At 47.1% G+C, this 26,747-nt stretch carries 15 protein-coding genes; 6 read left to right on the top strand and 9 right to left on the bottom strand.

Annotated features, from left to right (window positions below):
- Window positions 1–19 precede the first annotated feature (19 nt).
- Genes ABQ275_RS17325 through ABQ275_RS17310 form a run of 4 tightly spaced genes read left to right on the top strand, consistent with a single transcriptional unit; the run spans window position 20 to window position 6,806 of the window.
- Entirely contained in the window at window positions 20–3,250 is a 3,231-nt protein-coding gene (locus ABQ275_RS17325) for a TonB-dependent receptor (RefSeq protein WP_349314412.1), read from the top strand.
- A 15-nt stretch (window positions 3,251–3,265) separates the two neighbouring features.
- Complete coding sequence (locus ABQ275_RS17320; protein WP_349314411.1) at window positions 3,266–4,783, top strand: RagB/SusD family nutrient uptake outer membrane protein; 1,518 nt, start codon at window positions 3,266–3,268, stop codon at window positions 4,781–4,783.
- Window positions 4,784–4,795: 12 nt separating this feature from the next.
- Window positions 4,796–5,662, top strand: a complete 867-nt coding sequence (locus ABQ275_RS17315) for a PKD domain-containing protein (RefSeq protein ID WP_349314410.1) — start codon at window positions 4,796–4,798, stop codon at window positions 5,660–5,662.
- Window positions 5,663–5,693: 31 nt separating this feature from the next.
- Entirely contained in the window at window positions 5,694–6,806 is a 1,113-nt protein-coding gene (locus ABQ275_RS17310; RefSeq protein WP_349314409.1) for a DUF5009 domain-containing protein, read from the top strand.
- 149 nt (window positions 6,807–6,955) lie between these two features.
- Here the strand turns inward: ABQ275_RS17310 and ABQ275_RS17305 are convergent, their stop codons facing one another.
- The 9 genes from ABQ275_RS17305 to ABQ275_RS17265 all read right to left on the bottom strand — a co-directional run bounded on the left by ABQ275_RS17305 (window position 6,956) and on the right by ABQ275_RS17265 (window position 21,288).
- A complete protein-coding gene (locus tag ABQ275_RS17305) occupies window positions 6,956–8,110 on the bottom strand; it encodes an MFS transporter (protein WP_349314408.1) in 1,155 nt (384 codons plus the stop codon).
- A gap of 207 nt (window positions 8,111–8,317) precedes the next feature.
- Window positions 8,318–9,109 carry a DUF1080 domain-containing protein gene (locus tag ABQ275_RS17300; RefSeq protein ID WP_349314407.1) on the bottom strand — a complete coding sequence of 264 codons (792 nt, stop codon included), beginning with the start codon at window positions 9,107–9,109 and terminating at the stop codon, window positions 8,318–8,320.
- 55 nt (window positions 9,110–9,164) lie between these two features.
- Complete coding sequence (locus tag ABQ275_RS17295) at window positions 9,165–10,313, bottom strand: Gfo/Idh/MocA family oxidoreductase (RefSeq protein ID WP_349314406.1); 1,149 nt, start codon at window positions 10,311–10,313, stop codon at window positions 9,165–9,167.
- Between the two features lie 44 nt (window positions 10,314–10,357).
- Window positions 10,358–11,404 carry a TIM barrel protein gene (locus tag ABQ275_RS17290; protein WP_349314405.1) on the bottom strand — a complete coding sequence of 349 codons (1,047 nt, stop codon included), beginning with the start codon at window positions 11,402–11,404 and terminating at the stop codon, window positions 10,358–10,360.
- A 28-nt stretch (window positions 11,405–11,432) separates the two neighbouring features.
- Window positions 11,433–12,647 (bottom strand): hypothetical protein, encoded by a 1,215-nt coding sequence (locus tag ABQ275_RS17285; RefSeq protein ID WP_349314404.1) that lies wholly within the window; start codon window positions 12,645–12,647, stop codon window positions 11,433–11,435.
- An 18-nt stretch (window positions 12,648–12,665) separates the two neighbouring features.
- Complete coding sequence (locus ABQ275_RS17280) at window positions 12,666–13,715, bottom strand: aldose 1-epimerase family protein (protein ID WP_349314403.1); 1,050 nt, start codon at window positions 13,713–13,715, stop codon at window positions 12,666–12,668.
- Window positions 13,716–13,811: 96 nt separating this feature from the next.
- Window positions 13,812–16,535, bottom strand: a complete 2,724-nt coding sequence (locus ABQ275_RS17275; RefSeq protein WP_349314402.1) for a c-type cytochrome — start codon at window positions 16,533–16,535, stop codon at window positions 13,812–13,814.
- Window positions 16,536–16,629: 94 nt separating this feature from the next.
- Window positions 16,630–18,111, bottom strand: coding sequence for a RagB/SusD family nutrient uptake outer membrane protein (locus ABQ275_RS17270; protein ID WP_349314401.1), 1,482 nt, complete (start codon window positions 18,109–18,111; stop codon window positions 16,630–16,632).
- 24 nt (window positions 18,112–18,135) lie between these two features.
- On the bottom strand, window positions 18,136–21,288 hold the full coding sequence (locus ABQ275_RS17265; protein ID WP_349314400.1) for a TonB-dependent receptor: 3,153 nt from the start codon (window positions 21,286–21,288) through the stop codon (window positions 18,136–18,138).
- Window positions 21,289–21,714: 426 nt separating this feature from the next.
- Here ABQ275_RS17265 and ABQ275_RS17260 point away from each other — a divergent pair, with 426 nt between their 5' ends.
- Window positions 21,715–24,933 carry a glycosyl hydrolase gene (locus ABQ275_RS17260; protein WP_349314399.1) on the top strand — a complete coding sequence of 1,073 codons (3,219 nt, stop codon included), beginning with the start codon at window positions 21,715–21,717 and terminating at the stop codon, window positions 24,931–24,933.
- A gap of 36 nt (window positions 24,934–24,969) precedes the next feature.
- A complete protein-coding gene (locus ABQ275_RS17255; RefSeq protein WP_349314398.1) occupies window positions 24,970–26,712 on the top strand; it encodes an alpha-L-rhamnosidase C-terminal domain-containing protein in 1,743 nt (580 codons plus the stop codon).
- Window positions 26,713–26,747: the final 35 nt, after the last annotated feature.

Raw genomic sequence — 26,747 nt, 5'->3', positions numbered from 1 at the left:
TACCAAAATCACACGGGTTATGAAAATGACCACATTGCTTATCCTGATTGCCTGCCTGCATGTAAGCGCGCGCGGTTTTTCACAGGGCGTCACGCTTTCCGTGAAAAATATGCCACTACAACAGGTGTTTGCGGAGATCATCATGCAATCAGGAGCTACTATCGTGTATAATGAATCAGTCCTGAAAGATGCCGGCAGGGTAACCCTGCAGGTAAACGCTGCTACGGTGGAACAAGTACTCGAAAAATGCCTGCTGGATCAGCCGGTAACCTACAGTGTACATAACGGTGTGTTTGTGATCAAAAGCAAAACACAGTCACTAACGGAAATGGATACACTGAGTAGAATTTCCGGTGTGGTAAATGCAGTTGATGGCACCTCCCTGCCCGGCGCCACCGTTATCGTAAAAGGAACCAGCCGCGGCATCGCCACCAATGGCAACGGACAATTTACCATCTCCGCTAATCCGGGCGATATGCTCGTATTTACTTTTACCGGTTATGATAAACAGGAACTGCCAGCCAGACAAGGCATGCAGGTAACCTTACAACCCTCCAGCAGTCAGCTTGACCAGGTGGTGGTGGTAGGCTACTCCGACAAAAAGAAAAGTGAACTCACCAGTGCCGTTACTGTTGTAGATGCAGGTAAACTGAAAGATGTAACCACCAACGATGTAGGTACCATGCTGCAAGGCAAGGTAGCAGGCTTACAGGTGGTAAGCAGCTCCGGTGTACCCGGTGCAGCATCGGAAATACGCATGCGCGGCATCTCTTCCGTGAATGCTTCGCAAAGCCCGCTGGTAGTAGTAGACGGGATCATCGGCGGAAATTATGATCCCAATGATATTGAAAATGTAACCGTGCTGAAAGATGCCGGTGCCACCGCCATGTACGGCTCACAAGCCAATGCGGGCGTTATCATCATCACCACCAAAAGAGCGGCATCAGGGAAAACACGGTTCCAGGCAAAGATCACTACCGGCTTCCGTACACCCGACTTTGGTACGATGGATATGATGAACGGAAGCGAATTATACGAACATCAGAAAGAATATTACCGCGATTATATCCCCGGTAATACCGATAACTCCTATAAAATTGATCTGCTTAAATTTTACAATGAACGACCACTGGCCCTGCGCGATCAGAACTATAACTGGTTAACAGACATGTTCCGCCGCGCACCCATGCAGAACATCTATTTATCTGCCAGCGGCAAAACAGAAAAAGCCGATTATTATCTGGGCCTTTCCTACTACAATGAAAAAGGAACGTTCCGGAATACCAACTATCAACGGGTAAATCTGCGCGCCAATTCTACCTATCATTTTACAAAAAATATCAGCCTTACCAATAATATTAATATCAGCGGTACATCGGGCAAAAGCTACGACTACAATGATGTGTACTATGCCTACCTGAATATGCCGTGGGATAATCCATATGACAGCGTGGGCAAGCCGTTGTATGTAGATGGGAATGCCCCATTCAAATGGTGGTCGCGCGACAAAGTGAATCCTATACACACCATCGATAACTCTGAGCATCCTTATAAAAATTTTGATGCGAACTACGACCTGGGACTAACTGCCGGTATTACCAGCTGGCTTACTTTTTCCAGTACCAACAGGGTTTCTGTTGGCTATAATAAAAACAAATCGTTTTATTCATCCGGGGTAGCGGGGCAATACCATGGCACCGGTTATCTGGCCGAGCTGAGTACACTCAATTATGGCTATATCTCCAATGACCTGCTTAAGTTTGACTTCCGTTTAGGAGATCATCATCTCAGCGGGTTGGCCGGACTGGCATTTGAAGGTAGTAATACCGAGATCCTGGGCGCTTCCGGAAAAGGGCTGCCGCAGGGCCTTAAAGTATTGAATGTGGTGAGCAATAATCAGCAGGTAAATGGCAGCTATGATCAGGCCATTATCCAGTCGTTCATCTCGCAGGTGAATTACAGTTATCTTGATAAATATTTTCTGACAGGTTCTTACCGGGTGGATGGTTCTTCCAACTTTACACCGGATAACCGCTACGCACCTTTTCCATCGATATCTGCTGCCTGGCTGATGAGCAATGAATCATTCCTGAAAGAAAGTGAGGCTATCAATAACCTGAAGTTAAGATTGAGCTATGGGGTGACCGGTACGCAGGACATCGGCTCTGCGCGTTACCTGGCACTGTTTTCACTGACCAGCAAATATAATTCCCAGACAGCGGCTACACCTTCACAACTGCCAAGTCCGGACCTCACCTGGGAAAGTAAATACCAGTGGAATGCGGGCCTGGATGTCAGTTTATTTAAGCGTATAGACGTTACCGTAGATGTATATAACAACGTCACCAAAAACCTGTTATTGCAGGTATCCCAGCCATTGTCTGTTGGTTTTGAAACGAGATGGCAAAACGTGGGAGAACTTGTGAACAACGGTATTGAACTGAGTATCGGCTCTGTCAATATCCGCAGCCGTTCTTTTGAATGGAGTACAGATTTTAATATCAACTTCAATACCAACAAGCTGCAAAAATTCCCGAACAGTATCATCAATACACAGTCTACCTGGAGCATCTCACAGATCTACCGCAATGGTGGCAACCTGTACGAATTTTATATGCCTAAATGGCTGGGTGTAGATAAAGATAATGGTGCGCCTTTATGGGAAGTTGTGGATAAAGATGGCAACCGTTCCGCTACCTCTGATTACGCCAGCGCCACCTACCAGGAAGTAGGATCAGCACTGCCGAAATTCCAGGGCGGGATGACAAACAGCTTCCGGTACAAAGGTGTGACTTTAGGTGTGAATGTATACTTCCTTTCCGGCAATAAAATTTACAGTAACAACTTACGCTTCGTAGAAAACGATGGTAATGAACCTTATTATAACCAGGTGAAATTACCTGCTGGCTCCAAAACCTGGTCCCAGCCCGGAGATGACGCCACAGAACCTAGTCCACAGAATTCTGCGAATTCCACCCAGACGTCCACCCGTTTCTTAAAGGATGGCAGCTTCTTATCACTCCGTAATATCAGTTTGAGTTATGAGTTGCCGGTATCGTTGGTGCAAAAGCTGCGGCTGGATGGCATCACGGTAGGTTTTACGGCAGACAATGTACATACGTTTACCAATTTCCTGGGACAGGACCCGCAAACAACTATTACACCCGGCTCTTTTGTGATGCCCGGCGTGTCGGATTTTAAATATCCGAATAACCGCCAGTACCTGTTCAACATTAATTTCAGATTTTAATTCAATACTACTATAATGAAATCAGCTATAATAATATTGATATTACTACCACTGCTGCTTTGGCAGACGGGCTGCATGAAGGATGTAAATCCCACGGATGCGCTGACGACTGAAACGATTACCAGTAGCCCCGAAGGATTGAGGAATGCAGTAAACGGCGCTTATTCCCTGTTGAAAGATCATGTAACGTTTAATGGTACAACAGATGATAATAATATGTACCTGCGCCAGTATTTCCAGTTGTCGGATTTTGCGAGTGATGATATTGTATGTGGACAAACAACAGAGGATCCTTTGTTTTACAGTTTCTCACTTGGTCATTCTCCCACGCAAACGAATACACGTTATTTCTGGTATATCTCTTATAAGATCATTAACGATGTAAATACAGTGATAGAAGCAGTGGAGAAAGTAACTAACCCCGACGCAGCTACGCAGCAGATGTTGGGCGAATGTTATTTTCTGCGGGCTTTCAGTCATTTCAACCTGGTGAAGCTGTTTGCAATGCCATATACACAAAATCCGGCCGGACCCGGCATTATTTTGCGTACTTCCACCGGTGATGCACCGCAAAAAGAGCGGGCTACCGTATCAGATGTATATGCGCAGATAGTAGCAGATGCAGAAAAGGGCGCCGCCCTGATGAACCAGCAAAGAGGTGCCCAGTATGCGTCGCAGGAAGCCGCCTGGGCGCTGTTGTCCAGGGCTTATTTATACGAAGGCAAAAATGACAGTACCATTTATTATTCCAATAAAGTGATTAATGCCGGTCGTTTTACCTTAACCACTGCCGCTACCTATCCCACTTTATTTGCGAATGCTATAAACGGTAGCGAAACTATTTTTTGCGTGGCTTTTACAGAGGTGGAAGACTACCATAAATTTGGTTCCATTGCTTCCATGATCTTTTCCGATGGTAATTCCGGCTGGGGTGAAGAATATGCATCCGCCTCGCTGAGAGATACAATGGCTGCACACCCGGAAGATGTACGCTGGAAATATATTGTGCCGTTGAAAGATGATAACGGGATTGTGCAACAAAAGAATGGGATTGACATCTATTATATCTCCAAATTTTCCGGACAGGGCGGTAGTCCTACTTTAAGTTCACCGATCCTTTTCCGTTTATCGGAGATGTACCTGAATCGTGCAGAAGCATCGGCCAAGGCGGGGCAAACCAATGCGGCGCTTGATGATGTGGATCTTATCCGCAGCAACAGGGGACTGGAAAATGCCTTGTACAACAAGCAGCTGCCTTCCGGTAAAACCGCACTGGACATTGTGTTGAAAGAAAGAAGGATAGAACTGGCCTTTGAAGGGCATCGCACTTTTGATGTATACCGCAACAAACGGCCGATGAACAGGACCTATTGGGGCTATCATCTTCCCGGTCTGAAACAATCGGATATCAACCTGGCTGTGAACCCGGCGGGTTATGCCGGTATGATCATCCAGCCGGATAATACGAAGATCATCTATTACATTCCGATAGATGAAACAGAAACCAATAAACTGTGCGTACAGAATCCCTAAAACACACTGAACATGCAAAAGACATTATTATATATCTTCCTGTTATGCCTGCTGGCAGCCTGTAAAAAGGACGAAACATCGCCGGAGCCACTCGTTGTATACACGATTGCAGTAGATGGTAACCAGGTGACCTTTAACAATGAAACCACCGGCGCCACTTCCTATAAGTGGGATTTTGGCGATGGCAGCGAATCTACCGATGTAAGCCCGGTGCATACGTACAAGGGCAAAGGAAAATATGTGCCTACACTGTATGCCACATCTGCCGGCGGCGTTACTGCAGAAGGATCTACCGTGATCCGTATCTCCAAAACATCACCGGTGAAACTGAATGATAACAGCCTGGCCGACTGGGATACTATCAGCCAGAATATGATCACCGCAGGTCCTGCCGGCGGCGTGTTTAAAAAGGCAAAATTTGATTACGACGGACAAAGTGTATTCTTTTATGTAGAAATGACATCGAAGCTGGCAGACGCCAATATTTTCGATATTTATATTGATGCAGATAACAATCCCGGTACGGGCCTGCTGACAGGACTATTTACAGATGGCGCCTATGATGTACTGCTGGAAGGGCAACTGCTGCTGAAGCCAGCCGTGGCAGCCATTCCTATGGCCATGTATTATCATACTGGTCCGCAGACGGGTTTTACTTTTGATGCGCAGTCGGGGACCGACTTTTTCAGTATCGGGACTATTTCTGAGGCGAATGGGGTACTGCGGTTTGAAGGAAAACTGGACCGTTCCAAAATAAAAGGATTCACAGGAACGGCTATACGATTGGGTATGGTGGCTACGAGCAATGATTGGAGTACACAGTTAGGCACAATTCCGGATGATGGGGCACCTTCTTTTTTATTGAATATGCCGGAATAAATTATTACTTTAAGTGCCATAACTATGAACAATGAACAATTCCACTACCGTTAATCAACGTCTCATTTCCCTGGATGTTATGCGCGGGCTTATCATGATCCTCCTCGCAGGAGAGAGTGCCCGTCTGTATAAGTCACTCAACAACCTGGAGTCAACTGGCATATTCCATAGCTTTATGCAGCAGTTCTTTCATCATCCATGGAATGGCCTGCGTGCCTGGGATCTTGTACAGCCGGCATTCATGACCATGGCAGGTTCCGCCATGTACATTTCTTATTATTACAAAACGAAGAAGGGGATCACCTGGGGGCAAAATTTCAAGCATATTGCCTGGCGTTGCCTGAAGCTGCTCATCTGTGGTACTGCCTTACACTGCGTGTATTCCGGGAAGTTAGTATGGGAGTTATGGAATGTGCTCACGCAACTGGCCGTAACTACTATGATTGCCTATCTCATTATCCGCCGTTCGGATGGTTTTCAGCTGGCTTTCAGTATTTTACTGTTGATCGCCACTGACCTGATGTATCGCTACATCCTGGTACCGGGTTTTGAAGAACCCTTTATAAAGGACCATAATTTCGGCTCATTTATGGACATGGTATTGATGGGTAAGATCAACAGAGGTGGCGGATGGGTAACCATCAACTTCATTCCAACTGCGGCGCATACTATATGGGGCGTGCTTGCGGGTAAGTTACTCATCAGCGATAAATCATCCCGTCAGAAAGTCCTTACGCTGGTAGTTGCCGGTCTGATTGGACTGGTACTTGGTTTTGGCCTGGATTGGAGTGGTATTACGCCTATCATCAAAAGGATCAGTACTGCTTCTTTTGCCCTGGCATCCGGTGGTTGGGTAATGCTTGTACTGGCACTGTTATACTGGCTGATAGATGTTAAGAAAAATGTGCGTTATGCCTGGATCGCTACGGTTGTAGGGATGAATGCTATTTTCATCTATCTTTTCTTTGAAACGGTGGGAGTACAATGGGTAAACGGCGTTGTCGGTATCTTCGTGAAAGGCTTTGCCGGGATGATAGGAACACCGGAAGGAATCAGTGAAGTTTTATCTGCCCTGGCAGTACTGGTACTGGAATGGGGTATGTGTTACTGGTTGTATACGAGGAAGATTTTCTTCAAGTTGTAGTTCCTATTTTGGGATTTACGAATTTATGAATTTACGAATTTTGGGATTTGGAATGCAGCAAAGATAAACACATATGCTTAAGTCTCCGCTGCATTCCAAATCCCAAAATTCATAAATTCATAAATCCCAAAATTTCCGCATAGTCTAAGCTATTCTTTAATCCCTGCCACCATCAATATAATTACGAGTCCGCATATAGCCATGATCCCAAACGACCAGCGCAGGCTGGAAGCCTGTGCCACAAAGCCGATTAATGGTGGTACTACGAGGAAGCCCATATAACCGATGGTAGAAATAGATGCCAGCGTTTGTCCGCTGTTGGTGCTTTTTGATTTTCCTGCGAGACTGAAAACCAATGGTACGATACAGGCTACTCCCAGTCCTGTAAAGATGAACCCGATGCCGGTAGTGACAGGGTAAGGCAGCAGGATGGCCAGTAACAGGCCGATGAAGATTAACCAGCCGCTGTTACGTAACATGGTTTTAATGCCCAGCTTTGCCACGAGGCGGTCGCCCGCAAAGCGGCCTATGGTCATAGATACCATGTATAATACAAAAGCGGCGGTGGCAGCAGATCCGGAGCCACCCACTATTTTATGGAAGTAGATACTGCTCCAGTCATACATCGTATTTTCTGTGGCCATACAGGCGAAGCAGATAAAGGAAAATTTAAGCAATGATTTATCAGGCAGGGAAAACACTGGTTTCTTTTCCAGTTGCGGTGTTGGCTGGTCGGGGTATGATTTGGGATAATAGTACAGCGTAAATACCAACAATAATGCGCTCACAGCCAGCAGGTGATAGGAGGGCGCCACATGCATGGATACCATCAGGTAACCGATGGCGGCACCGGCGAAACCGGCAATGCTCCATATGCCGTGAAAGGTGGTCATGATTGACTTTGGATAGAGATATTGCACCTGTACCGCCTGTGCATTCATTGACAGGTTCAGGAGGTTGCGGGATGATCCGAAGCAGAAGAGGATCAGTGCCAATTGCCATACGCTGGTGGTAAAACCGGGTAAACTGAGGATGAGATTAAAGACGAGTGCGCCTACCACCATGATTTTACGGCTGCTGAAGCTCCCCAGCAATTTGCCGGTAATGGGCATCGTTATCATGAGGCCAATCGGCAGCGCAAAGAGTACTGCCCCCAATTGCGCTTCATTTAAATGTAGTTGCTGTTGGATGGAAGGTATCCTGGATGCCCAGGTGGCGTAGCCCAGCCCAGAGATAAAAAAGAATACGGAAGTAGCTATTCTATACTGCCTGGCATTGCTTTCCTGCTGAATTTCTATTAACATTTTTCAATCAAACACACTCCTTTTGGAGTCATTCAGGGTGCAAAACTAGATTAAATATTTGGGAATTTTTTGATTTACGTATTTAGATATTTAAAATGCAGCGAAAAATAAATGCAGTAGAGATATGATTTTTTAATTTAACATTAAGGTTAATCTCCGCTGCATTTTAAATATCTAAATACGTAAATCAAAAAATTCCCAAATATTTTATTCCTGTTTCAGCATAATGTTACGATATGCTACTTTCATCGGTCCGCCTACGTGTACCTGTACGCCCAGCATACCTGCTGACTTTCCGTTTACGGTATCGTTGTCGGTTACATCGCTCATTAAAACGTCATTGATATAATGTTGGAGGTGGTTGCCTTTTACGATTAAATGACATTTGTTCCAGTCTTCGCTTTTAATCAGTGTTTGTAAGGAATCCGCGCTGCCCAATGATTTGGTAACGATGGCGGCTGTCCATGCGTTGTTTTTAACGCCATCCTTCAGGGAGGAGGTAGGAGCCGGAATGGTTACTTCCTGTCCGCGATAGGCCAGGGTAGTACGTCCGCGTTCCTCGTAGTTCTGCCCGGTGTAGTGGTTGGCGCCATCTATATCTGCCTGGTAGCCTTTCAGTGCGTGCGGTACATCTTCTACTGCCACACTGCGGTAGTTGATACCACTATTCCCTTCCTTGGTGATTTTGAATTCCAGGGTGAGTTCAAAATCGGCTGGCTGTCCACCTTTCCAGATGAGGAAGGTGTTGGTTTTTATTAAATTGGCGGGCGTTATTTCGCCAACGATGTTGCCGTCCTGCACGCTCCAGTGAATGGAATCACCTTCCCAGCCATTTAATGTTTTGCCATCAAAGATGGAAACGAATTCCGCTTCTTTGGTGGTGCTATCCCCGGCAGCGCCTTCCTGGGCCGCACTGTTGGTATTACCGCAACCGGCGGCCATAAACAGGAGCGATACGGCTGCCAATGGCACTGCTATTGCAGGAAATTTTCTGAGCATATAGTGTTGTTTTTTTAGTTATCAGTTATTTTCGTATAGCCATTGGCGATACCTTTTATGCATTTGCTTCTTTCCAGTTGCCGGAGGCGGCGGAATCCAGTACAGCCTGGCATACCACCTGTGTTTCCAGGGCTTCCCGGAAAGTAGGGGAGCAAGGTGTGTTTGTTTCCAGGCTTTTGAGGAAATCGGCCACCTGGTGTACAAAAGAATGCTCGTAACCGATGCTCAGTCCCGGTACCCACCATTTATCCATGTAGGGTTGATCGCCGTCTGTAACATGGATAGAGCGCCAGCCGCGTACCGTAGAGGCGTCTGCGTTATCAAAGTATTCCAGGCGGTTTAAGTCGTGCAGATCCCAGCGGATAGAGGCATTTTCACCATTGATTTCGAAGGTATACAATGCTTTGTGTCCACGTGCATAGCGGGTAGATTCAAACAGGCCGAGAGAGCCGTTATTGAAGCGGCAGATGAAAGCGCAGGCATCATCAATGCTTACCTTTTCTACTTTACCGGTCAACTGGTGCATCCGTTCTTTCACAAATGTTTCTGTCATAGCAGATACATTTTTTATGCTGCCATTGAGCCAGATGGCGGTATCTATGCAATGGGAGAGGAGATCGCCCACTACACCGGATCCTGCCACGTCAGCATCCATGCGCCATAAGGCTTCACCGCCCTGGGGCAGGTTGGCGTTGATGGTCCAGTCCTGCAGGAAGTTGGCGCGATAGTGAAAGATACGACCCAGCTTTCCTGAATCGATGATCTGTTTAGCCAGGGTAACGGCCGGAATGCGGCGGTAGTTGTACCATACCGTATTGGGTACGCCTGCTTTTTCGATGGCATCCACCATGGTTTGTGATTCTTCCAGGGTGCGTGCCAGCGGCTTTTCACAGAGGATCATTTTGCCTGCGGCAGCAGCAGCGATGGCAATTTCCGCATGCATATTATTAGGTGTGCAGATATCCACTGCATCTATATCATCACGTTTGAGGAGTGTTTTCCAGTCTGTTTCTACGGATGCATAACCCCACTGATCAGCAAAAGCGCGTGCTTTGCTTTCTGTGCGGGAACATACGGCCTGCAACACCGGCACATAGGCCAGGTCAGGGAAAAAATTTTTTACCCGCTGATAGCCGTTGGAATGTGTTCTGCCCATAAAGCCACATCCTATTAATCCAATCCTCAGTTCTTTCTTTTTTGTCATAGTTGTCACGGATTATATTTGTTGAGAATAGTCATCTTGAATGGTTATACTGCTTCATACCATCCATGTTTGCGCCTTACATTCACCATGGCGGCCAGGATATCGTTCCAGGTCTTTGGCTGTGTCATCACTTCGTTGGGAAACATGCAACCATCCCAGCAGATGTGACGGAATGCTTTGGTGAGTGCACCTGCATCATCACGGAGCCAGTGGCCGGCATCAGTAGCGATGTCCAGTTTACCATTGGGGTCGCTGGCCAGGCAGTGCCGTCCTGTTTTGTCGTGTGAACCGGTACCGTGTACGGTGCCATCATTCTGTGCTACGTGGAAATCAATGGTCCAGGGGCGCAGGGCATGCGTTAATGTACGCAGGCCGGCTGTCAGTGCTTCCCGGTCTTTCCAGTCGAAATCAACAGGTAGTATGCGGTCTTCCGGGCTGTTGTAGCCCAGGAGATAGAGGAAGGTGTGCGACATATCCGCCTGGAAGCCGATATTGGGCCTGTTTACGGCCTCTAATGTATCGATCATAGCTTTCCAGCTGTGCATGCCACCCCAGCAGATTTCGCCCTCTGCAGCGAGTTTTTCGCCATAGTCGGCTGCTACATCGCAGGCTTCACGGAAAGTTTGTGCAATCAGTTTTGTATTACCAGCCGGATCTTTTGCCCAGCTTTCCGGTGAGCTGGCGGAATCGATACGGATCACACCACCGGGACGAATACCCAGTTCACGCAGTTGCTTAGCCACCTGGCAGGATTTACGTACCTGTTCTACGAATTGTGCGCGTTCTTCTTTGCTGCCCATAGCAGAACCACCGCTGGGAGGCCATATCGGCGCCACCAGGCTACCTATCTCCAGGTTGTAGGAAGATACCTTGTCGGCCAGTTTTTTAAGGCCGTCAGCAGAACTATCCACACTTACGTGCGGATCAAAAAGACCAATATCCACCCCGTCAAACTTTACGCCGTCTACTTCCGCAGCAGCTGTCATTTCCAGGAGTGTGTCAAATGCTATGATGGGTTCAGAACCGGGTCCTTTGCCTACAATGCCGGGCCAGGTAGCGTTGTGTAGTTTTGGATAATTATTTTCTTTCATAACGTAGTCGTATTGATTCAGTAATTTATTACAACACCAGGTCGGGGTTACCCGGACCAAAATGTTTCAGCATTACGATTGGATCTGTAGCAGAGGCGTTTACAATTTTAACACCAGCTACTGCGGCGGCTTCGCTGACAAAGAACTCGTCATTGGTGAGTTGTCCGTAGCGGATGAGCGCAGGTGTTTCAATATCCCATACACCCATTTTACCATGTCCCTGCATCATGATCATACCATAAGCAGCACTGTCTTTTATCACTACGGTGGCACCTGGCTCAATGGTCAGTTCCTTGGCGCTGAAAGCGTCGGATTTGTAACAGATCCAGTTTTCGGTATAACCGGCTGCATTCATTTCTGCCAGTGGTTTCACCGGTTTTGGATGCATGTAGCGGTTTTCGTGCATGTTCGGATCGAGGTTGAGGTCCCAGTCAATTACATCGAGCAGTTGTTCAAAATCGCCGATGCTGTCTGCCGGAGTACCATTCCAGAGCAGTTCTTCCGGGATGATGGCTTCATTTACCAAAGACTGGTACATCGCAAAAACATCAGATGCTTTTTGCGGTTCGTAAGTACACATACTACCGGGTGCGTGCAACAGTCCGGGAGGTACATCCCATCCTGTACCGGGTTCCAGGCGGAAAGCCTGTGAGTAGTTGGTTATTTTATTATCTCCCTTGGTGAAATTTACCAGGCATTCGCGGATTTGTTCGCGGGTTGTACCCGGTGAAATACCCATGAAAGTATACGGGAAATCGCCTCCGTGATTGTTCAGTTGTGGCGGGAAGTAGTATGCTTCCGGTTTTCCCATCTGTCCGATGAGAGCCGCCTTTTCATCATTGTGATGGATGTGGTGGGGGAGTGGTCCCATGTTATCAAAGAACTTGGAGTACATCGGCCATCCACCATGTTCATCCCACAGCCGTTTGCCGATCAGTTTACCTTTTAATTCGCTGACAGCATCTTTCAATAAAACGCTTTCTGTGGCAGCACCATCATTTACGATAACCATGCTTAACCCTTCGTTTTCTCCCGTCAACGGGCCGTTCTTTGCCGGTGTGGTAGACGAAAACCAACGTTCATCGATACCGCCGCGCTGGCCTCCTAATATGTAATAGTCGTCCGGATGTAATTTTATTCTCCGGCCTGGTACACAGAACGATCTGGGCACCCAGGTGGGCGCCAGCCGCAGTATTCCTTGTCCTTGTTCCAGTGCTTTTTCGGCTAAACTTAATTTTTCCATGGGCTTTAATTATATAGATTATGATAGATCAGTTAAAAATTGTGCGATTTTTTCTTTATTCCTGAGTACATCGATTTCCAGGTCGTATTGCCTGCTTTCTCCGGGCGCCAGGAAGAGGAGTGTTCCCTGTTTCCTTGCCACGGATTGCCCGATAGGTGGATTGGTACCGGGTTCCAGCCCCATTACATATTCTCCTTTACCCCAGTGTTGCCAGTTGGTGAGCCAGGGGAGTTGTGCTTTTTTAAAACGTATGGAAAGTGCGATGCCGATATCGGCATTATGAACACCACAGGCGCACCATCCGTTGGTGTCTGCAACGGGATCAATGAACGCAGCTTCTTCACCGGCACCGGCGTGGCTGTCCAGTGGTGCCAGGCATTTATGAAAATCATGATCTTTCTGGAAGATGCGCGTGATATCACCTTCCCTGGCTTTCCAGGACCCTTTCCAGCAGATGGTGGCGCCTTCATCTACGAGCGGCCATCCGAGGTTGAAATGATAGAGGAGCATGTGCGGTGTATCGGTATTGCCCTGGTTGATCACCTCATCTCTGATACGAATGGAGGCTTGCCCCAATGTGCCGGAGATAGTGCGTTTTAATACCAACTTCGGACCAGCTACCCTTGATTGGTGCATGATACCCGTAATGCTCATCTCCATATTGCCCGCTACCGGATCGGGTTGCAGGATAGATATTATTTCGGCAGGTGTGTTACTGATGGGGCCATGCAGACCACGATCCCCGTGTTCATCTTTTTCCGGCCCGCTTATATGCGTAAGACCGCAGGTGGTCATTAATCCACCACCAAAGGTTTGGAGCCAGTCCAAACCTTTATCAGCAGAGCGTTGTGGCGCTATGATGCCTCCATGACTTAACCAGGCGAGACTATGTTCATTGTAAAAAGTATCCACAATATCCATGGCCCGGTCTATCACTACCTTATAGCGTAGGCCCGTTCCCGTATTGATCCAGGCGATGCGTGTGCCGCGGCCCGCGCCATTATCCATTACAGCTGTTTCAATGCCGCCCAGCTGCGCATGATGTGAGATCTTATTCTTCCAGTCCATGTCCATTTTTCATTTACTTATTTATTCACTTTGCCATTTTGCTATTCTTTTAAGATAAAAAAATAACAAAATGGCAAAATGAATAAATGGTAATTATTATTTGTTAGTCAACTGTTTTGAACCGGTAAAAACAGAATCCTGTTTGTTGCCACCGGATTTCAGGTAGGCAATCAGGTCTTTTAATTCATCTTCATTCAAACGGTTGATCAAACCAGGTAACATTACGGAAACCGTAGATACTTTTGTGCCGGTCACATCTTTCTTCAGCAGTTCGCGGTGTGTTTGTGGTGCGAACGGATTCTGAGAGATGATGTATTTATCCTTGTCCTGGCTTACCAGTCTGCCTACAATAGAACCACCATCTTTCAATGCAAATACGGTAGCGCCATATTGATCAGAAATAGTTTTGCTCGGGTCAATGATTGCTTCCAGGATATCTTTGGTAGAAAAGCGTGTACCCAGTTGCGTGAGATCAGGACCAGCTACGCCGCCTTCTCCCTGCATACCATGACAGGAACCGCAAAGTGAAGTATTGAACATGGCTTTACCCTGTTCAAAATTGCGACCGGTTAAGCCACTTTTTATTACAGAATCAGCTTGTTCCAGTTTCCAGTTCCTTCCGGGACCTTTAGGTTGTGCATATCCCTGTGCAAGGCCACCGCTGTTGTTGATGAGCGAATCACCTGAGAGGGTGTTGAAATGTGCGAACTGATTTTTTGGCACATTGGCCAGTGCACTTTTCCTGGCGTTGTTAATAAATCCGATAAAGCTATGTCCGCCTTTAAAAGTAAACGCGTGATAGAACCATTGGAAGTATTGTTCCTGCAGGGCAGGTGTCCAGCCATTCTTTGCCTGGCTTAATGCTACTGCATACCAGGTTTGTTGTAATGGCGGCATTTTAGACAGCATACCGGCTATATCCAATCCGTATTGCGGGTTGCGCATGATCAGATCAGCAGATTGCATCGCTGTTTTCTGTGCAGCAGTATCGTCTTTTGCTTCTGCCAGCAAAGCCATGGTTTTTTCTACTGCATGCGGTGCATCCAGGTATACCAGTACTTTACTCAGGGAGCGGTTAAGATCATTGGTTTTGGCAGGATAGTGCGGATCCAGGTAAGTGGTTATCTGTGCGTTCAGCGCAGCATCCGGTTTACCCATGCGCGCAAATACCAGTTCAAATGCACGGAGGAGATCTATTTGCTGGGATTCAGACAATTGCGCGTAGTCAATTGTTGTGAGTTGTTTCAGCAATGCCTGTTTGGCATCTGACTTACCCTTACCCTGACGGGCCAGTGCGATAGTGCCCTGGATCAGTGTTTCAGGATCTTTTTCCTGTAATAATTTATTCTGCCATTCGCTCACCGGCTGGTTTTCTACTGCAACCCTGGCGGCAAAGCGGATGAAGCGATCACTATTTTTCAAATAAGGCCATGCGAAATCTATAGCACCTGCTTTAGGTCCACCATGGTATTCTTCCAGTTGTCTGCGTGTTTTCTGCGCATCGCTGGGTGTTACAGCTGCCAGTGGTGAGTTGTCTTCCTTGTTGTCTTTGTAAATAACACGATACAGATCTGATTCCAGTCTGCGTCCGCCTGTCAGGAAATACAAGGCGCCATCAGGACCAATCACACCGTCTGTGAGGGGCAGGGGAGAACCAGAAAGGAACTCTTCTGCACTTGCTTTGTAAGAAGCGCCATCGGGTTGTAAATGAACGGCGTAGATGATACCAAAGCTCCAGTCGAATGCAAATAATGATTTGCGGTATTTTTCAGGGAACCTTGCTTTACCACCGGAGACAAAGTTGGTAGGGCAGCCCTGGCCAATGTTCAACACTGCCGGTAAATTATCAGGATAGGCAGGTGACCATTTTTCGGTGCCTGGTCTCCATCCGAATTCACTGCCGCTTGTTACATGGCAGATACGGGTAGGACGATACCATGGTGTTCCGAAATCCCATTCCATATCAGAATCGTAGGTGAACATATCACCTGCGTCGTTAAAAGTAAGGTCAAAAGGATTACGGAAGCCGGAGCTGATCAGTTCCCAGTCGGTACCGGTAGAATCGATATGCGCAATCCAGCCGCCATGTGTGTTTACCGTATTATCATGACCGTTAGGGTCTCTGATTAATGGCAACACGTTATCTATTTCCCAGGATGGGGGTACTTTGTAGTTCTTCATCTCCGGGATCTTGGTAAAGTTACCGGCGATCACGTAGATGGATTGTTTGTCGGGTGACAGTACCACGCTGTGTGGACCGTGTTCACCTTCACCTTCCAATGCTTTCAGCAGGGTGATTTTATCAAACTGATCATCACCGTCCGTATCCTGGAGGCGATAGAGTCCACTGCCTTTGTTAAACTTATCATCACTGTTGTGATTTACCATTACGTACAGGCTGTTAAAAGCATACAGTAATCCCTGTGCGTAGCCCATCGAAACTTTTGCATTGGAAGAGTCAGCGGGATTATCTTTTCCGATGATCAGCTTCTCAATTTTTAGTTTGGATGAATCTTCGCCAACAGCGGGCAGCTGGAGGCGGTAAAGAAAGCCATATTGATCAGATACGATCAGACGGCCTTTGTCGTCGAAGGTCATGGATACCCAGGACCCTTGCTTGTTGTCGCCGGGGCTGTAAAGATGCTCCGCTTTAAAGTTGTCTGGCAGCTTCAAGGCATCGATCCTGGCGTTTTTAGGGCCGATATTCCCTGACGTAGAGTCCCCTGACGTAGAGTCGTTCCCGTTATTACAGGCCACCACTGATGAAACAGTGGCAGCCAGTAATAATAATTTGAAAGTTGATTTTCGTGACGTGATCATATTGTATATACTTATAGGTTCCTGATCTATTAACGCGGAATGGCTTGTTCACTTTGGTAATATAAGCAAACGGTTTCCGTTTTTTCAACATTTTTTACCAACCGGTATTTTGTTCAAATCCATTCAACCGTACTTCTCTTTCAGGTATCGGATAAAGCAATTGAAAAGGCTGAATATTGTATGATGCGGCGCTGAGGCGGCTCAATCTCAGTTTTTCTTCCTTTCCGTGTTGTGTCATTACTTCCACTGCTTTACCGGTGCGGAGTAACTGGTACCAGCGTTGATCTTCAAAAGCCAGTTCCACGCGCTGTTCATGCGCTACCGCATCTCTGAAGGCAACCTGACCCAGGGCGGGTAAACCAGCTAAACCAGCACGTGCACGCACTTCGTTAATGTATGGAAGTGGATCGCCTGTACCTGTTTCATTGATGGCTTCTGCCAGCATCAGCAATACCTGTGCGTAACGATATACCGGCCAGTTTTCATTGGCACGGCCGTCCAGCGCATATGGCGGATGGTAGAATTTTTTGATGAGCGGTAATTTGCCACCAAACGCAACAGATTCTGCAAAAGCTGCATTGGTCGGACTGTCATACATGAAAATAGACGCGTCTTTTCTCTTGTCGTTTGCTTCGTAAGCGTTTACAATACTGGGGGTAGGCATATTCACGCCTCCCAGGTTGCCGTTGAAGCCGGTCAGGTCTTTCTTGCCATTACGCGGACCGAAGTTAAAAATGAAATTACTGCTTTCTGTTTCCATACCTGAGTTATACTGTACGGAAAATATGGATTCAGTATTATTCTTTTTAGCCGGATCAAAGTTATCTGCGTAATTGGTTACCAGGGTATAACCCATTCCTTTCACTTGTTGCAGAGTAGTCACCGCTTTTGGATAATCCTTGGTGGTCAGGTACACATCGCCCAGCAATGTTAATGCTGCACCTTTGGTAGCCCTGCCAATAGCACTGCTTCCGTATGTTGCGGGCAAACTGGCAGCAGCATCGCCTGCATCCTTAATGATCTGCGCATACACTTCTTCTACACTGGATCTTTTAGGGGTGAGCGCCTGTTCAGGGCTGGCCACTTCCTCCACTAATAAAGGTACCCCACCAAATAATCTTACCAGGTGGAAGTAGTAAAGTGCACGCAGAAATTTTGCTTCTCCGATATATTGGTTTTTGGTAGCGTCATCTGCGAATGGCACACCATCTATGCGGGAGATGATAACATTTGATTGCTGGATATTTCTATATAACAGTGCCCAGGTATTATTGATGTAGTTATTGCTGGTGGTAGTCAGGAACTCATCTATTTCTTCCCGTTGCTGTGCACCGCGATCACTTTCATCATACTGGTAGTTGGTATTATCTGACCTCATTTCAGACATGGCCCAGTAATCACTGGTGTATAATGTCTGTAGTTCGCCATAACAGCCATTCACAGCACGTTCGATCTGCGCTTCTGTTTTATAGTAGCTGGATCCGCTGGAAAAAGAGTTTGGCTTTACATCCAGCATGCTGTTGCAACCATTCAATGCTATTGCCAGTAGCGTTATAAGAGTTATTTTAGTTTTCATGTTGCTAGTCTTTTTGATACTGAATTAAAAGGAAAGGTTGGTACCCAGTGAAAAAATTCTGGGAACAGGATAGTTGGAATAATCTATCCCTGGTACCAGTGCACCACTTCCTCCTTTGCCCAGATAGTTGGTCACTTCAGGATTGCCGCTGTATTTGGTGAAAAGGATGGCATTCTGCACACTTACATACACCCTTGCGCTTTGTACAAATCCTTTTTTCGGGATCGTATATCCCAGCGTGATATTTTTAACCCAGGCATAATTGTTTTTCTCTACTGTCAGGGAGCTTACATCTCTGTACATTACCCTTCCACGGCCGGAACCATTGGTAGTAGGTACACGTCCGTTACCTGGATTGGATTCTGATCTCCATCTGTCAGCCACATCTTTTCTTACGTTGAATACGCCATCTATATTACCGTTGTAATCATTGGTGGCGTGGAGTCTGTCTGCTCCCATAGATCCTACGATCAATACGCGGAAGTCGAAGTTTTTGTAGCTCAGAATGTTGGTCAGTCCCCAGTTGAAATCAGGATAAGGATTGCCGATGATGTCAAAATCTTCCCGTGGATTAATTACACCATCACCATTGATATCTTTAAAGCGGATATTTCCCGGAATAGCACCTGGAAAAGCAGGGCCTTTATCTACTTCAGCCTGGTTCTGATAGATGCCATCAAAAACATAACCATACAACATGGCCAGCGGCTGGCCTACCCTGCTCACGTTGGTAGGGTTACCTTCACTACTGTTACCGGAATAAATAGGTGCATTGTCTGTACCTAATGCCAGTACCTTGTTGCGGTTAAAGGAAATGTTGAAGTTGGTAGTCCAGGAGAATCTTGGTGTTTCAATATTGCGGGAAGAAATACCGAGTTCAAGTCCTTTGTTCTCCATATCTCCTTTGTTCTGTGTTACGGTGCTGAATCCGCTGGACTGTGGCACTTCCACATTTAAGAGGAGGTCTTGTGTATTTCTTTTGTAAATATCAGCAGTAACATATACACGATCTTTCCATAAGCCGATGTCGACACCTATGTTCAGCTCGCGCATTTTTTCCCAGCCCAGGCTGGGATTTCCCAGTGAATTCATCACACGGCCACCAGCCAGTGCTCCGCCTAATACGTAATCGCTGGTACCGATATTACTCATGTAAGGATAGTCACCAATATTGAAATTACCGGAGAAGCCATAGGAAGCCCTTATTTTCAGATCACTGAAAGTATTGGATGATTTCATGAAATCTTCCTGTGAAACGCGCCATCCCAGGGCTACAGAAGGAAAAGTACCCCAGCGGTTGTCAGGTCCGAATCTGGAAGACCCGTCACTTCTTACGGTAGCAGTAACCAGGTATTTATCTTTATAAGCGTAGTTGATCCTGGCCAGGTAAGATAATAATGCCCACTCTGTTTTGTCGGTACTACCTGTAATGGTAGCAGCGGCATTTAAAGTTTTGATATCATCATCCGGGTAGTTGCTTCCGTTGAAGCCGGCAAACTGTTCTTTCTGAGACTGTATAGAATAGCCGAGTAAGCCTGTGAAAGCATGACCATTGCTGGTATTATACTGATAGGTGAGGGTATTTTCATTCAACCAGTTTAAGTAATTACCGTTGTAGGCGCTGCCGCTTGGAATGCTGGGTGGTGCCGCATTGGTGTTACCAATAGTGGATGGTCTGAAAAATTCGCCGCTACCTTCCTGATAGTCTACGTTGAAAGTAGATTTGAATTTCAGGTTCTTTATTACTTCATACTCTCCGTAAGTATTGAAAAGGATACGGGTACTCTTGGATTTGTTGGTGACATCATTCAATGTCATCACCGGGTTAGGTAATCCAAAAGTGCCGGGGCTTTGTATAAATTCGTTATAGCTACCATCCGCTTTATAGACCGGCTCAACCGGACTGGCGATCCCAAAAACGTCACCCCTGCCTTCACCTGAGCTAAAGCCTTTACGGGTAGTGTAGGATGGAGCCACGTTAAAGCCTACTTTAAATCTGTCTGATAAAGTAGCGTCTACATTCGCTCTTACAGAAAAACGTTGGTAACCTGAATTGATGATAACCCCATCCTGGTTGAAGTAACCTGCGGATACATAGGTCCTTATTTTTTCAGTACCACCGCTCATGCTGAGATTGATTTCCTGCATAGGTGCTACGCGTGTGATGGCATCAAACCAGTTGGTTCCTTCGCCGATCAGTGACGGGTTGCGATAAATTTCAGGAATATCGGTATCTACTGGTTCCCGGTGTTCTGTAAAACGGATATTGTCTTCGATAGACTCTTTCCTGAATTGTGCAAATTCCTGTCCGTTCATCAGTTCAGGCCGGCCTTTTTGCGGGATCTGCTGCAAACCATAGTTAGCAGTTAACTGAACAACCGGAATACCGGCGGCACCTCTTTTTGTAGTGATCAGCACTACACCGTTAGCACCCCTGGAACCGTAAATAGCGGTTGCGGATGCATCTTTCAATACAGCCATAGACTCGATATCCTGTGGATTGATCGCATTCATTGGATCGGATATCTGGTCGGAAGAGGATGCCAGCGGATAACCATCCACTACATACAGTGGTTGGCTGCCGGCACCTACAGCGCCGATACCTCTTACCTGTACCTGTGGTCCGCCACCGGGGATACCATTGGAAGTACTTACCTGGATACCGGCGATCTGTCCGGCTAATGCCTGATCAGGACCGGATACCGGCATATCCTTGATGTTTTTCATGGAAACAATTCCCACGGAACCGGTTACATCCTTTTTTTGTTGTGTACCATAACCAACTACTACTACCTGAGTCAGTGTTTTGTTGCTGGATTCCAGTGATGCACTGATTTTTGTCCGATTGCCTACATGTATCACTTTTGTGGCAAAACCTACAAAACTGAAAACAAGTGAATCTGTGGATGCGGCCTGGATGGTGTAGCGGCCGTTGGCATCTGTGAATGTACCCTGGTTGGTACCTTTAATGCCGATGGTAACACCTGGAAGCGGTGAACCATCGATTGCATCTGTAAGCTGTCCTGTTATGGGCCCGGTCTTATGGGCAGCGCCATTTGTAGACCCTGTCTGTTGTGCATAGCCATATGTACAAATAAGAAACAGGAGAAAAAATAGTCCCCCGAAGCGTGCAAGACAGGGGTGTCCTTTTTGATAAAGGATGGAAACTTTGATCATAACGAGTGGAATTAGATTTGGTGAAAGGGCATTTGGTTTTACAGCAATGAATTTAATCGAAGAAGAGTATATCCCTGTCCTGTTGCATCCTGTACTGTTCCGTACTGTACTGATCTGACCTGAATTATTTGATTAAATGACCGTATTAACAGGATTTGCAGGACGGAGCAAGTGACCAGGATTAAAGGATGATGGGATTAAGCAGGATGGGACAGGTTCTATAACAGATATAATAAGAGATATAATAAATAAGTACCGCTTTCTATCTCCTTGTTCCATCCTGCTTAATCCTGCTTAATCCTGTTAATCCTGGTCATGAGGGTACAGGACAGTTTTCCAGATCCCCTTTATTATTTTAAAGCAATGTTATGCGACCAATACACCTATGTATATAGGTATGCTGCGTGACGTCATAAAAGAACTGACATGAGAATTCCACGCTATGTATCTCTGCCGTTTATTTGCTGTGCCTGCGCTTTTTCTGCGAAGGCACAGTCATTACAAGCAGGCTTTCATTCACCCCCCGATTCCGTGAAACCGTCCATTTACTGGTACTGGATGAGCGACAATATTTCTAAAGACGGAGTGGTGAAAGACCTGAAGGCCATGGCAAAAGTGGGTATCGGCCGTGCTTTTATTGGTAACATCGGGATGGATAAGGCGGAAACGCCCTATGGTAAAGTGCGGATCTTTAGCAAAGAATGGTGGGATATAACGCAAGAGGCTATACGAACTGCGGGTAAAGAAGGCGTGGATATCGGACTTTTCAACAGTCCCGGCTGGAGCCAGTCTGGCGGCCCCTGGATAAAGGATGAACAGGCTATGCGCTACCTCACCGCCTCGTTGCGCCGTATCAGCGGACCACAGCAGTTTTCCGGTCGTATTGATCCGCCCGCCGGCGCATTGCAGGATGTTGCCCTGCTGGCTTTTCCGGTACCGGCAGCAGATACCGACGAAATCGCCGCACACAACCCGGCTGTGCAGGCAAACGTGACCATTTCAGCACTGCCTGCTGTAGCAGATAAAGACCTCTCCACGGCGGCTTTCCTGCCTGCGGGGCAGCAACAGATAACAATTGACCTGGAAGTAAAAAATAATTTTACCGCCCGTAGCCTGGTTATCTATCCGGCGCCTTCCCCCTTTGCTGCACAATGTGAACTACAGGTATATAACGGTAAAGCATATACTACCATCCAGTCATTTGCGATAGACCGCAGTAATCCAAATAATAATGTAGGCTTTATGCCTTACGGGCCGGTGGGTATTTCCTTTCCGGCTACCACCGGTAAACAGTTCCGCCTCGTTTTTACCGGCATCAAGGGTAAAGCGGGCCTGGCAGAAATACAGCTCAATACTGCTCCCAGGGTAGAACATTATATAGAAAAACAACTGGGGAAAATGTTCCAGACCCCGCTGCCTTTATGGAAGGAATATCAGTGGAGACAGGCGCCTGAACCGGATGAGCTGTCACTGATGATAGATCCTGCGAAAGTGGTGGACCTCACGGCTTATCTGAAAAAAGACGGTACACTCTCATGGAAGGTGCCTGCGGGCAACTGGATTGTGATGCGCTACGCGATGGCAGCTACCGGTGTGCATAATGCACCTGCGGTGCCGGAAGGTACGGGACCGGAAGTAGACAAAATGAATAAAACAGCCCTTGCTGCCCATTTTAAGGCTTTTGTGGGAAAGATACAGGAGAGTATGCCTGCGGCAGACCGCACGGCGCTTAAATACGTGGTGGCGGATAGTTACGAGACTGGTTCACAAAACTGGACGGATGACATGAGCAGCGCATTTAAAAAACAATATGGTTATGATCCCTTACCATGGCTGCCGGTGCTGAGTGGCCGCGTGGTGGGTAGTGCTGATCAGTCCGACCGCTTCCTGTGGGACCTGCGCCGCCTCGTGGCAGACAGGGTCGCCTATGATTATGTAGGCGGTTTGCGTGAAATTAGTCACCAGCACGGATTACGCACCTGGCTGGAAAACTACGGCCACTGGGGATTTCCCGGCGAGTTTCTGCAATATGGCGGACAGTCGGACGAAATAGGTGGTGAATTCTGGAATGAAGGTGAGCTGGGCAGCATCGAAAATAAAGCCGCTTCTTCTGCGGCACATATCTACGGAAAAACAAAAGTATCAGCAGAATCTTTTACCGCAGGCGGACTACCTTATCAACGTTATCCGGCTTTGCTGAAAAAACGCGGCGACTGGTCTTTCACAGAAGGAATCAATAATACGCTGCTGCATGTATATATAGAACAACCCTATGAAGACCGTAACCCGGGCGTAAATGCAGGTTTTGGTACAGAGTTCAACCGCAAGAACACCTGGTTTTTTATGGGTAAGGCATTTATAGATTATATCAGGAGATGTAACCTGCTGCTACAGCAAGGTAAACCCGTGAACGATGTGGCCTATTTTATAGGAGAAGATGCACCAAAAATGACAGGTACCCGCGACCCCGCATTACCTGCGGGCTATGGATTTGATTATATCAATGCAGAAGTGATCGAAACACGGTTACAGGTAAAAGATGGCAGACTGGTATTGCCGGACGGTATGGAATACCGCGTACTGGTATTACCAAAACTAACCACGATGCGTCCTGCGCTGTTGCGTAAACTGAAAACGCTGATCGCTGCGGGTGCAGTAGTACTGGGGCCGGCACCGGAACGGTCACCCAGTATGCAGGATTACCCGGCGGCAGACGCCGAAGTGAAAAAACTGGCAAAAGAAATATGGGGTAACGTAGACGGACATACGATAAAATCCGGATCTTATGGAAAAGGGATGATCCTGTCTGGTATGAGCATACCCGAAGTAATGGCCCTGTTGAAAACAGTACCTGATTTTAATTTGCAGACAGACGCACCTGTATTATATACACACCGCACTACGGCGGATGAAGAAATTTATTTTGTTACTAACCAGGATGCGCCGCAGGTAAATATCGCCCCGGCTTTCCGGGTAACCGGTTTACAACCGGAGTGGTGGGACCCTGTAACGGGTACCTGTCGCGCTTTACCGGAATATACCCAACAGGATGGTACCACCACGGTGCCGCTCAAACTGGATGCTTTTCAGAGTGGGTTTATCATCTTCCGGAAAAATAAAATAACAACTGCTGCAAAAAAGAACTTCCCCGAACCACAGGTACTGCAACAATTGCAAGGCCCCTGGGCAGTGCAGTTCGACCCGGCTATGCGGGGACCTGCATCCCCACAGCAATGGACAACATTACAGGATTGGAGTAAAAATAAAAATGAAGCCATCCGCGATTATTCCGGCAAAGCAGTATACACCACGGTACTGAAAGTAAAGACGCTGCCAAAAGACCAGCGGATATACCTGCACCTGGGTGAAGTAAAAGTGATCGCTACGGTAAAGATTAATGGCGTAGATGCCGGTACTGCATGGACAGCCCCCTGGCAGGTAGATGTAACCAACTTACTCAACGCGGGTGATAATAAAGTAGAAATCACCGTAGCCAATACCTGGGTAAACAGGTTGATAGGAGACGCCAGGCTCCCGGCAGAACAACGGGGTACCTGGACAAGCTCGCCACTGTACAAAGCAGATAGTCATTATGAACCGGCAGGTTTGCTGGGACCGGTCACTTTACATACAATCGCATACTAACAAAAAAATAAACACTTTAAACGTAATCACTTGTTGATGAAGAAGAGACTGATCATATTTTTTTTGATGCTGCATCAGGGCATCTACGCGCAACTGCCGCCGGTATTTGACAGCAAACAGGCGGCTGCAGCCCAAACAACACCCACTATCCGTAAATACCTGTCGCCGGTACGTGTTGTGTGGCAGGCAGGAGATATTCAGAATACCGCCGCATTGCTGCGTACAGGCAATGGACAGGCGGACCTGGCCGGTAAAAATATCTGCACATTAAAACCGTCCGGTACCACGAAACCGGCTATCCTGCTGGATTTTGGAAAGGAACTACAGGGTGGTATCCAGATTGTTACGGGCATGACAGCGGGCAATAAAGCCGTGAAGATCCGTATTCGTTTAGGCGAATCCGTTAGTGAAGCCATGAGTGATATAGAACCGGAAAAAAATGCCACCAATGATCACGCGATGCGTGATATGATTGTACAGGTACCCTGGCTGGGAAAACTCGAAATCGGTAATTCCGGTTTTCGTTTTGTAAGAATAGATGTAATAGATGAGGTCCCTGCATTTTTATTGCAGGAAGTAAGGGCCATCTTCAACTACCGCGATATTCCCTACCTGGGCTCTTTTCATTGCAGCGATACTTTATTGAATAAAATATGGATGACCGGCGCCTATACCGTACATCTCAATATGCAGGACTACCTGTGGGACGGTATCAAACGTGACCGGCTGGTATGGGTAGGGGATATGCATCCCGAAATAGCTTCCATCAATGCGGTGTTTGGCTACAACGATGTGGTGCCCCGCAGCCTGGACCTGGTACGTGATATCACGCCGCTCCCCGGCTGGATGAATGGTATCAGCACTTACTCTATGTGGTGGGTGATTATTCATCACGACTGGTACCTGCATCAGGGCAACCTGGCTTACCTGCAACAACAGAAAGCATATTTGCTGCCATTGCTGCGGCAGATCATGCAACATATTGATGAAAACAACAGCGAAAAACTGGACGGACGTTTTCTTGACTGGCCTTCCAGCGAAAACCCCGCAGGTATACATGCAGGGCTGCAAGCTATGATGGTACTGTGTTTACAGTCGGGCGCAGATTTATGTAAAACATTAAAGGAACCTGCTGTAGCAGCGGAATGTGAAGCAGCGGTAGCGCGGTTGAAAAAACATGTACCGGATGTAGCGGGTAGTAAACAGGCAGCTGCATTGCTTTCCCTTTCCGGGTTAGCGCCTGCGGAGAAAATGGATAAAGAGGTATTGTCGGTGAATGGTGCGCATGGCTTCTCTACTTTTTATGGCTACTACATGCTGTCGGCGATGGCCCGTTCCGGTAACTACCAGGGCGCACTGGATGCGATCCGTTCTTACTGGGGCGCGATGTTGCAATTGGGCGCTACTACTTTCTGGGAAGATTTTAACCTGGACTGGATGGATAAAGCAGGCCGTATAGATGCATTGCTGCAACCGGGAGAAAAAGATATTCATGGCGACTATGGCGCTTATTGTTATAAAGGATTCCGGCATAGCCTGTGTCATGGCTGGGCTTCAGGACCTACACCCTGGCTGACCGAATATGTACTGGGCATCAGTGTAAAAGCGCCGGGATGTAAGGTGATCAGCATCACCCCTCACCTGGGTGACCTGGAATTCGCATCCGGTACCTTTCCTACTCCTTATGGCGTAGTAAAAGTACAGCATGTAAAACAGCCTAATGGAAAAGTGAAAACGACCTGGAACGCACCAAAAGAAGTCAAAGTTATTCTGCAATAAATAGCAACAAGATTCTCATGACAAATAATACGTGT

This window comes from Chitinophaga sp. MM2321 (assembly GCF_964033635.1).
Taxonomy (GTDB): Bacteria; Bacteroidota; Bacteroidia; order Chitinophagales; family Chitinophagaceae; genus Chitinophaga.
Note: the sequence above shows the minus strand (reverse complement) of the source record. Positions and strands in the feature narration are given on the sequence as shown.

What these genes read in the sequence shown, in the direction of transcription:
- ABQ275_RS17325 (WP_349314412.1), top strand. Translation starts at nt 20, where the DNA reads ATGAAAATGACCACATTGCTTATCCTGATTGCCTGCCTGCATGTAAGC.
- ABQ275_RS17255 (WP_349314398.1), top strand. Translation starts at nt 24,970, where the DNA reads ATGAAGAAGAGACTGATCATATTTTTTTTGATGCTGCATCAGGGCATC.
- ABQ275_RS17305 (WP_349314408.1), bottom strand. Translation starts at nt 8,110, where the DNA reads ATGTTAATAGAAATTCAGCAGGAAAGCAATGCCAGGCAGTATAGAATA.
- ABQ275_RS17320 (WP_349314411.1), top strand. Translation starts at nt 3,266, where the DNA reads ATGAAATCAGCTATAATAATATTGATATTACTACCACTGCTGCTTTGG.
- ABQ275_RS17265 (WP_349314400.1), bottom strand. Translation starts at nt 21,288, where the DNA reads ATGATCAAAGTTTCCATCCTTTATCAAAAAGGACACCCCTGTCTTGCA.
- ABQ275_RS17285 (WP_349314404.1), bottom strand. Translation starts at nt 12,647, where the DNA reads ATGGAAAAATTAAGTTTAGCCGAAAAAGCACTGGAACAAGGACAAGGA.
- ABQ275_RS17275 (WP_349314402.1), bottom strand. Translation starts at nt 16,535, where the DNA reads ATGATCACGTCACGAAAATCAACTTTCAAATTATTATTACTGGCTGCC.
- ABQ275_RS17260 (WP_349314399.1), top strand. Translation starts at nt 21,715, where the DNA reads ATGAGAATTCCACGCTATGTATCTCTGCCGTTTATTTGCTGTGCCTGC.
- ABQ275_RS17270 (WP_349314401.1), bottom strand. Translation starts at nt 18,111, where the DNA reads ATGAAAACTAAAATAACTCTTATAACGCTACTGGCAATAGCATTGAAT.
- ABQ275_RS17300 (WP_349314407.1), bottom strand. Translation starts at nt 9,109, where the DNA reads ATGCTCAGAAAATTTCCTGCAATAGCAGTGCCATTGGCAGCCGTATCG.
- ABQ275_RS17315 (WP_349314410.1), top strand. Translation starts at nt 4,796, where the DNA reads ATGCAAAAGACATTATTATATATCTTCCTGTTATGCCTGCTGGCAGCC.
- ABQ275_RS17310 (WP_349314409.1), top strand. Translation starts at nt 5,694, where the DNA reads ATGAACAATTCCACTACCGTTAATCAACGTCTCATTTCCCTGGATGTT.
- ABQ275_RS17280 (WP_349314403.1), bottom strand. Translation starts at nt 13,715, where the DNA reads ATGGACTGGAAGAATAAGATCTCACATCATGCGCAGCTGGGCGGCATT.
- ABQ275_RS17295 (WP_349314406.1), bottom strand. Translation starts at nt 10,313, where the DNA reads ATGACAAAAAAGAAAGAACTGAGGATTGGATTAATAGGATGTGGCTTT.
- ABQ275_RS17290 (WP_349314405.1), bottom strand. Translation starts at nt 11,404, where the DNA reads ATGAAAGAAAATAATTATCCAAAACTACACAACGCTACCTGGCCCGGC.